The organism is Alphaproteobacteria bacterium (genome assembly GCA_030740435.1).
In the GTDB taxonomy this organism is placed as follows: domain Bacteria; phylum Pseudomonadota; class Alphaproteobacteria; order UBA2966; family UBA2966.
Genome location: JASLXG010000132.1, coordinates 26,387 through 33,768, shown reverse-complemented (window position 1 = coordinate 33,768; position 7,382 = coordinate 26,387). Strand labels below are relative to the sequence as shown.

Sequence of the window (7,382 nt, the reverse complement as noted above, 5' to 3'; positions counted from 1 at the left end):
ATTATTTTCAAAACCACCAATGGAAATCCGAGCATCATCCCCCTCCCCATTATGATAGAGAAATCATCCTATTGACTCTCGTTATTAGTGCAAGACGAAACTCGCCTCTACCGGGCACCTGTTGACCGTGCCGCGATATTGGCGATGCGTGCCGCGTCGGCGCACGACCTTGAAACCGTACGCGTCGAGCAGGCGGATAATTTCGCGATATTTCAGGCGGGGCAGATTGTGGTGAATTCGGCCCGCAGTTTCGGATTTTTCGTGTCGTCGTGGAGCACCGCCCGCAACGCATGCCAAAGGAATTTCAGCCGCACCCCAAGAGATGCCGGCCTGTAGAGCAGGCGGTGGCGCTCAGCTTCCGGCAATTCGGCCACGGTATCGAGGTAGAGGCCAATCGCCTCGGTCATCTCATGGTAGACGTGCTCGAAAGTTGAGCCCTGGGCGGCCAGGTCGAGGTCGAGGCAGATGGCTTCCCAGCCATCGTCCTGACCTTCGGCGTAGCACCGAAGCACACGCGGCATGTACCCCTCCCAAGCTGCCGATCTCGATATCCTAGAACGTACAGCACAATTCCTTTTGTACCATAAATATGGCTCCTGTCGGGAACCTGGACAAGATCTCGCTTGTTGCAGCGCAGCAAAGTTTACCGCCCTTACCCCAAGCCCTCTGGGCCGGCGGAAGGGGTCTAGCCGCCGGCCCTTTTCGCCAGCGCGTTGCGCACGTCTCGGTAGACTACGGCCGCCGTGTCGGGGCTGATGATTTCGCGGTTGCGGACGATAGCCGCGGCAACCTGGGCGGCGGCGATCGACGCGCCCAACTGCTCGACGGTTTCGCGGAGGTCATCGCTTTCCAGGGGCATGGGAGGTCTCCAACTCTGCTGACGATGAGAGATCGCCAAGCTTAGCCCGGATTTCTCGCCATCCGCTATCGCTATCAGTTCCTGGCCAGGCGCTGGCGGGCAGCTTCGGCCAGGTAGGCCGAACGGCTCAGTCCCTCGGCTGCGGCCGCCGCGTCGATGGCCGCAAGCAGGCTTTCCTCGACGCTGACGTTGAGCCGTACAGCCTTGCCCGGCAGGTTGAGCGGTACCAGCAACGGGGTCACCACGTCGTTGTCGGGGTCGGTCTCGATGTCGGCAGGGTTGGTGGCCGCTGGGATCTCCTCGCCGTCGCGCAGCATGAGGTCGACATGGAGGCGGAGCGCCTCGCTACCGCTCGCCGCAACTTCAGGCACACTGTCAGCGACCGATGTGCAGCCGGGAAAATCAGGAAAGAATATCCCGAAATTACTCTCGCCGCGTTCGATGATGCCGACGTAGAAAGCGGTTTCCATCGTTCCTCTCCTCTACCTCAGTTTGACGCCGGATTGCTTTTCGATCGAACGGATCGTGCCGATCGGCGTGTCCTTGGCGGGATGCGTCACGGTTACCTTGCCGGCGCGCGCCGGATGCCGAAAGTGGTGATGGCTACCGTTGACGGTATCCAGAACCCAGCCAGCCTGGCGGAGTTTCTTGATGATCTCCCGACTGCTGAGAATGGCCCAGACTCCCAATATTGTGTAAATTATACACAACTTCTGGCGAAATGCCAAGAGACGTTGCGGGTATCGAGGGGACCGATCAGGCCGTCGTCCCAAAGCTGCGACGGCTGCGGTGGAGGGGGCTGTGTCAGTCCTCGTCCTGGAGTGCCGGCACCAGATCGTCGAGATCAACCCCCAGCGCGCGGGCCAGTTTGGCCATGGTCTCGAGGGTGCCTTCGCGGGCGCCCAACTCGATTTGCGAAAGATAGGACTGGCCGATCTTGGCGGCCTGGGCCAGGTCCCTTTGACGCAAGCCGCGATGGTTGCGCCAGACCCGCACCGGGTTGTCGCCGGCCAGCAGGCGGGAAACCACCTTGCCGGGCACGAGTTCTTCGCCACGAGTTCGGGCAGCCTGGGCGGCGTCGGCGGCGGCAATGTCTTCGGCGTCCTCGAGGGCGCTCACCAGCGCCTCGTATTCGGCCACGGGCAGAACGACGTAAGCCGGGTCGCCGTTTTTGTTTCTGATGAATTGGGGCTCGGTGTTCATCGGTATGCCTTTCCGCGAGGCTGCACCGCCTCGACTATCAGCCGCTCGCCCGCGATCGAGAAGATAACGCGATCGGCGCCGACCGCCAGCCGGAAGTAGGCGCTGCCCCGCGACTCCTTGACATTGTTGGCCATGGCACCGAACGGCGAGACCCGCGCTAAGCCCGGAACACCCCGTAGCTGGGCTCATCAATCGGCGCATTCAGCGCCGCCGATATAGCCACGCCGAGCACGTTGCGGGTGTCCAGGGGATCGACCACGCCGTCGTCCCAGAGCCGCGAGGTGGAATAGTAGGCACTCACCTCGCGGTCGGCTTTTTCGCGGACGCGGGCGTGGAGCTCGGCCACGTCTTCGTCGCTGGCCTCGATGCCGTTCCGGCGCATTTGCGCCAGCTTGACGGTGGCCAGCGTGTTGGCCGCCTGTTCGGCGCCCATCACGCCCATTTGCGAATTGGGCCAGGAGACCACGAAGCGGGGATCCCAGGCGCGGCCGCACATGCCGTAGTAGCCGGCCCCGAAGGCGGCGTTGGTCTGCACCGTGAACTTGGGCACCGAGCCGCAGGCCTGGGCCATCAGCATCTTGGCGCCGTCCTTGGTGATGCCCTGTTCTTCGTACTGCCGACCGACCATGTAGCCCGTGGTGTTCTGCAAAAACAGCAAGGGCACGCGGTTTTGGTTGCAGATCTGCATGAAGTGGGCGGCTTTCAGCGAGGAATCGCTGAAAAGCACCCCGTTGTTGCCCAGGATGCCCACCTTGTAACCGAAGATGTGAGCGAAACCTGTTACCAAAGTCGTGCCGTAGTCGGGGCCGTATTCGAGGAACCGGCTGCCGTCGACCATGCGGGCGATGGCCTCGCGCATGTCGAACTGGACCTTGATGTCGGCCGGCAGGATGCCGTAGAGCTCGGCCGGATCATAATATGGCGCCTCGGGTTCACAGGTCTGGGCAACCGCCTTTTGGCGGGGACGGAATTCGCGCACGATGTTGCGGGCCAGCGCGATGGCCTGGGCCTCGCTGTCGACGGCATAGTCGGCGGTGCCGCTGATGGTGGTGTGCATGTCGGCACCGCCCAGCGCCTCGATCGTCACTTCCTCGCCGGTCGCCGCCTTGACCAGCGGCGGCCCGCCCAAAAAGATGGCGCCCAGGCCGCGCACCATGATGGTGTGCTCGCAAAGTGCCGGCACGTAGGCGCCGCCGGCCGTGCAATGGCCGACCACGATGGCGACCTGAGGCACCTCCAGCTTGCTGAGCATGCACTGGTTGCGAAAGACCCGGCCGCCGGGCACGAAAACCCCCGACATGTCCTCGAGAAAGCCGCCGGCCGAATCACAAAGGTGAATCACCGGCAGCCGGTTCTCGACGGCGATATCGAGGGCCCGGACGATCTTTTGTACCGACATGGGATACCAGGCACCGCCCTTGACCGAAGAATCGTCGGCATGGATCACTACCTCGCGGCCGGAGACCAAGCCGATGCCGGTAACCACGCTGGCGCCCGGCGAATCGCCGTCGTAGAGGTCGTTGGCGGCCAGGGTCGAGAACTCCCAAAAGGGCGTGCCGGGGTCGAGCAGCAATTCCAGGCGCTCGCGCACCAGCAGCTTGTCCTGGCGCCTGAGGCGTTCGATATCGCGTTCGGGCCGGCTGTGGCGGGCAGCGATCTGGCGCTCACGGAACTCGGCGATGAGGTTTTCGTGATAGACCCGGTTGGCGGCGAAGAGCTCGCTGCGGGTGTCGATCTTGCTTTCGATGCGTTGCATGGATTCCTGCCTGGGATCTGGATCAATCGTCGCCGGCGGCCGGCTCGAGGCTGATGAGCGCCGCCTTGAGGGGAAAGGTATCGCCGACCTGGTAGTGGATCTCGCCGACCACGGCGTCGGCATCGGCGCTGATGGTGGTTTCCAGCTTCATGCTTTCGATGACCATCAGGGCCTGGCCGCGCACCACCTTCTCACCGGGCTCGACGGCGACCGAGATGACGGTGCCGGGCATGGGGGCGATGACGCTGCCGGCGCCGCCGCCCTCTCCGGCCGCCGCCGCCTGGGCCGGATCGCGGCGCTCGATCTCCCAGGTTTGACCGTCGAGGTGGACGAAGGTGGTGTCGCCGGAAGAGGCCAGCGTCAGCTCGGCCGTACGGCCATCGAGAGCGAGGCGAAAGCGACCGTTGCCCAAAGGCTCCCAGGCGGCGCTGATGGTGCGCTCGCCGAGATGCAGGGCAAAGCCTTCCTGGCGGCGGCTGACGCCGACCGTCCGTGCTTCGCCGGCAATGCTGAATTCGCAGCGCATTTTTCTTTTCCTTACCTATGGGCTCAATTCTGCCAGGCCGAAATGGCGGCGTAGACCGGTGGCACTTCGGCCAGCATCGTGCCCACGTCGCGGGCCGAGAGCGCCGCCGCCGCCAACACCAGGTCGCGATCTCCGGGCGCGGGCCGCCAGGCCAGGTCCTCGGCCTGGTCGACCACGAAGCCGGTGTCGAGGTGCCCGGCGGCAAAGCGCTCATGCCCCAGCAGGCGTTCCAGGTAGGCGGTGTTGGTGGTGACGCCGAGCAGCACGAATTCCTTGAGCGCCGCCCGCGCCCGTTCGATGGCCTGGCCGCGATGGTCGCCATGCACGACCAGCTTGGCGAGCAGCGAATCGAAAGCCGTGGTGACTTGCTGCCCGGCGGCGACGCCACTGTCCAGGCGAACCCCCGGGCCACCGGGTGCCTGGTAGCGCAGCACGCTGCCGATCGCCGGCAGGAAGTCGTTGTCGGCGTCCTCGGCGCAGATGCGGCACTCGATGGCGTGGCCCCGGCGCTCGATGTCGTCCTGGCCATAACCGAGTGCCTCCCCGGCCGCCACCAGAACCTGCTCGCGCACCAGGTCGATGCCGGTGACCATCTCGGTCACCGGATGCTCGACCTGCAAACGCGTGTTCATCTCGAGGAAAAAGTATTCGTTCTCGGGCGTGACCATGAACTCGACCGTGCCGGCGCCGCGATAGTTGACCTCGCTGGCGATGCGCACGGCGTCGCGGCACATGGCGTCGCGCAAATCCGGCTCCAGGTTGGCGGCCGGCGTCTCCTCGATGATTTTCTGGTAGCGCCGCTGCACCGAGCACTCGCGCTCGAAAAGGTGGAGACATTTGCCCTGGCCGTCGCCCAGCACCTGCACCTCGATGTGGCGCGGGCGTTCGACGTAGCGCTCGGCGTAGACCCGGCCGTCGCCGAAGTAGCGCTCAGCCTCGCTGGCCGCCGCCGCCGCCCGGGCCTCGAGCTCGCCGGCCTCGTGCACGATACTCATGCCGCGGCCGCCGCCGCCCGCCGCCGCCTTGATGAGCAGCGGGAAGCCGATCTTTCCGGCCGCAGCCAAGAAACCCTCCATGCCGCCTTCCTGGGTGGCCGAGGGCGCCAGCGGCACACCCAGGCCGGCGACGAAGTCGCGCGAGGCGATCTTGTCGCCCATCAGGCGCATGGTCTCGGCTTCGGGCCCGATGAAGGTAATTCCGGCCTCGTTCAAGGCGGCGGCGAAATTGGCGTTTTCGGCCAAAAAGCCATAGCCCGGATGCACGGCATCGACACCCTGGCGGCGGCAGATCTCGACGATCTGGCGAATGTCGAGGTAGGCGCTGGTGGCGACCTCGCCGTCGAGCGCCACCACCTCGTCGGCGCCACGATGGAAGACGCTGCCCCGGTCGGCCTCGTGAACCAGCGCCAGGCCGCGGATGCCCATGGTTTTCAGGGTGTTGAAGATGCGGCTCGCAATCTCGCCGCGATTGGCCACCAGGACGGATGTGATCATGTATGGGTTTCCTTCTCAGCTTCCGGCTGCCAGGGCGCGGTCCAGTTTGACCTCGATGCGCTCGAGTCTGGCGTCGCTGCCTTCCGCCTCGGCCAGCAATACGCCGGCCAGTACCATGTCGGTGAGCTGGTCGGCGGCGCCTTCTGTGTCCAACGATCCCTGGCCGCAGATGTAAGCCAGCGAAAGGTGCTCGGCGGCGCCGTAGATCATGTCGCGCACCAGCGTGATCGGGATCTCCGGCCGCACCTCGCCGGCGGCGATGCCGTCCCGCAGCACGTCGAGCGCGAACTGGGTATAGCGCCGGTGATGGTCATGGACGGAGGAGGAAAAATAATCCTTCTGCCCGCGTACCTCGTTGAACACCTGGCGGCAAAGACCGGGGCTGCGTTCGATGGACGCGAGATGGCTCCGGATCACGAAGCGCAGCCGATTGCGGGTGCCCTCTATACCGGCGAGGCGGTTCTGGTAGTCGGCCAGCATGCCCTCGTACCAGTCGTCGATGACCTTGTGCAGCAGGTCGCGCTTGCCGGCGAAGAACTTGTAAATCGTGCCCTCGACGACGCCGGCCCGGGCGGCGATCTCGGAGATCGAGGATTCCTCGTAATCGCCTTCGGAGAACACGGTGCGGGCCGCCGCCAGGATATCGGCGACGCGTTGGGCCCGGGGCAGCCGGGTGGCCGCACGGCGGCCCTTTCGCCGGGCAGTCTCCACGTTCAGTTCCCCGTCCACTCCGGCTTGCGCTTCTCCTGAAAGGCGGCGAACCCTTCGCGGGCGTCCTGGGTGCGGGCCATGCTGGGCAGCATGAGTTGGGTGTATTCGAAGGCCTGCACGATGGTCATGTCCTGGATGGCGTGAAAGGCCTGCTTGCCCAGCCGAATGGCGGTGGGCGACTTGTCGATGGTGCGCCCCAGCAGCCAGTCGAACTTGGCGTCGAGCTCGTCGGGCGGCGCGATGTAGTTGACCAGACCCATCTCCAGCGCCTCAACGGCTGTGAAGGGCTCGCCGGTGATGCAAAGCTCCATTAATTTACGTTTGGGCAGCACGCGCTGCATGTGGGCCAGGATCATCATGGGAAAGAGGCCGACGCCCGACTCCGGCGTGCCGAAGCGCGCCGCCGTGGTGGCCACCGCCATGTCGCAGGCGCACAAGAGGCCGAGCCCGCCGGCCAGCACGTGGCCGTTGACGCGGGAGATGAGGGGCAAATCGCAGCTCTCGATCTGCTTGAAAAGTTCGATCACGTAGTGCTTGGGCCGGGCCGGGTCGACCTCGAAGGGCGTGCCCTCGGCGTTGGGCTGCAAATCGCCGCCGGCGCAAAAGGCCTTGTCGCCCGTGCCGGTCAGCACGATGGCCCGGATGCCGTCGTCAGCCGTCGCCGCCAGGGCCTGGCGGATGCCCTCGCCGATGCCGGCGATGACGGATTCGTTGAGCGCGTTGCGCCGCTCGGGCCGGTTGATGGTGATCCACATCACCGGGCCGCGGGGTTCGATGAGCACGTCGTCGGACATCAGGGACTCCGATTCGGCTGGTTCGACCGGTCGATTATGG

Annotated in this window: 11 protein-coding genes; all 11 read right to left on the bottom strand. The window is 65.1% G+C overall.

Annotation, left to right across the window (positions count from 1 at the left end; translation table 11 throughout):
* Nucleotides 1-212: 212 nt before the first annotated feature.
* Nucleotides 213-521: a hypothetical protein gene (locus QGG75_13765; GenBank protein ID MDP6068299.1), complete on the bottom strand. Its 309-nt coding sequence runs from the start codon at nt 519-521 to the stop codon at nt 213-215.
* Between the two features lie 164 nt (nt 522-685).
* Nucleotides 686-859, bottom strand: a complete 174-nt coding sequence (locus QGG75_13760; GenBank protein ID MDP6068298.1) for a hypothetical protein — start codon at nt 857-859, stop codon at nt 686-688.
* 74 nt (nt 860-933) lie between these two features.
* Entirely contained in the window at nt 934-1,329 is a 396-nt protein-coding gene (locus QGG75_13755; GenBank protein MDP6068297.1) for a type II toxin-antitoxin system HicB family antitoxin, read from the bottom strand.
* A 12-nt stretch (nt 1,330-1,341) separates the two neighbouring features.
* Nucleotides 1,342-1,548 (bottom strand): type II toxin-antitoxin system HicA family toxin, encoded by a 207-nt coding sequence (locus tag QGG75_13750; GenBank protein MDP6068296.1) that lies wholly within the window; start codon nt 1,546-1,548, stop codon nt 1,342-1,344.
* 115 nt (nt 1,549-1,663) lie between these two features.
* Nucleotides 1,664-2,062, bottom strand: a complete 399-nt coding sequence (locus QGG75_13745; protein MDP6068295.1) for a helix-turn-helix transcriptional regulator — start codon at nt 2,060-2,062, stop codon at nt 1,664-1,666.
* Nucleotides 2,059-2,196: a hypothetical protein gene (locus tag QGG75_13740; protein ID MDP6068294.1), complete on the bottom strand. Its 138-nt coding sequence runs from the start codon at nt 2,194-2,196 to the stop codon at nt 2,059-2,061. Before QGG75_13740 ends, QGG75_13745 begins: the two co-directional genes overlap by 4 nt.
* A gap of 23 nt (nt 2,197-2,219) precedes the next feature.
* Nucleotides 2,220-3,818, bottom strand: coding sequence for a carboxyl transferase domain-containing protein (locus QGG75_13735; GenBank protein ID MDP6068293.1), 1,599 nt, complete (start codon nt 3,816-3,818; stop codon nt 2,220-2,222).
* Between the two features lie 22 nt (nt 3,819-3,840).
* Nucleotides 3,841-4,344 carry a biotin/lipoyl-containing protein gene (locus QGG75_13730; GenBank protein ID MDP6068292.1) on the bottom strand — a complete coding sequence of 168 codons (504 nt, stop codon included), beginning with the start codon at nt 4,342-4,344 and terminating at the stop codon, nt 3,841-3,843.
* 23 nt (nt 4,345-4,367) lie between these two features.
* A complete protein-coding gene (locus tag QGG75_13725; protein ID MDP6068291.1) occupies nt 4,368-5,837 on the bottom strand; it encodes a biotin carboxylase N-terminal domain-containing protein in 1,470 nt (489 codons plus the stop codon).
* A gap of 15 nt (nt 5,838-5,852) precedes the next feature.
* On the bottom strand, nt 5,853-6,548 hold the full coding sequence (locus QGG75_13720; GenBank protein ID MDP6068290.1) for a TetR/AcrR family transcriptional regulator: 696 nt from the start codon (nt 6,546-6,548) through the stop codon (nt 5,853-5,855).
* 2 nt (nt 6,549-6,550) lie between these two features.
* Nucleotides 6,551-7,342, bottom strand: coding sequence for an enoyl-CoA hydratase-related protein (locus tag QGG75_13715; GenBank protein ID MDP6068289.1), 792 nt, complete (start codon nt 7,340-7,342; stop codon nt 6,551-6,553).
* Nucleotides 7,343-7,382 lie beyond the last annotated feature (40 nt).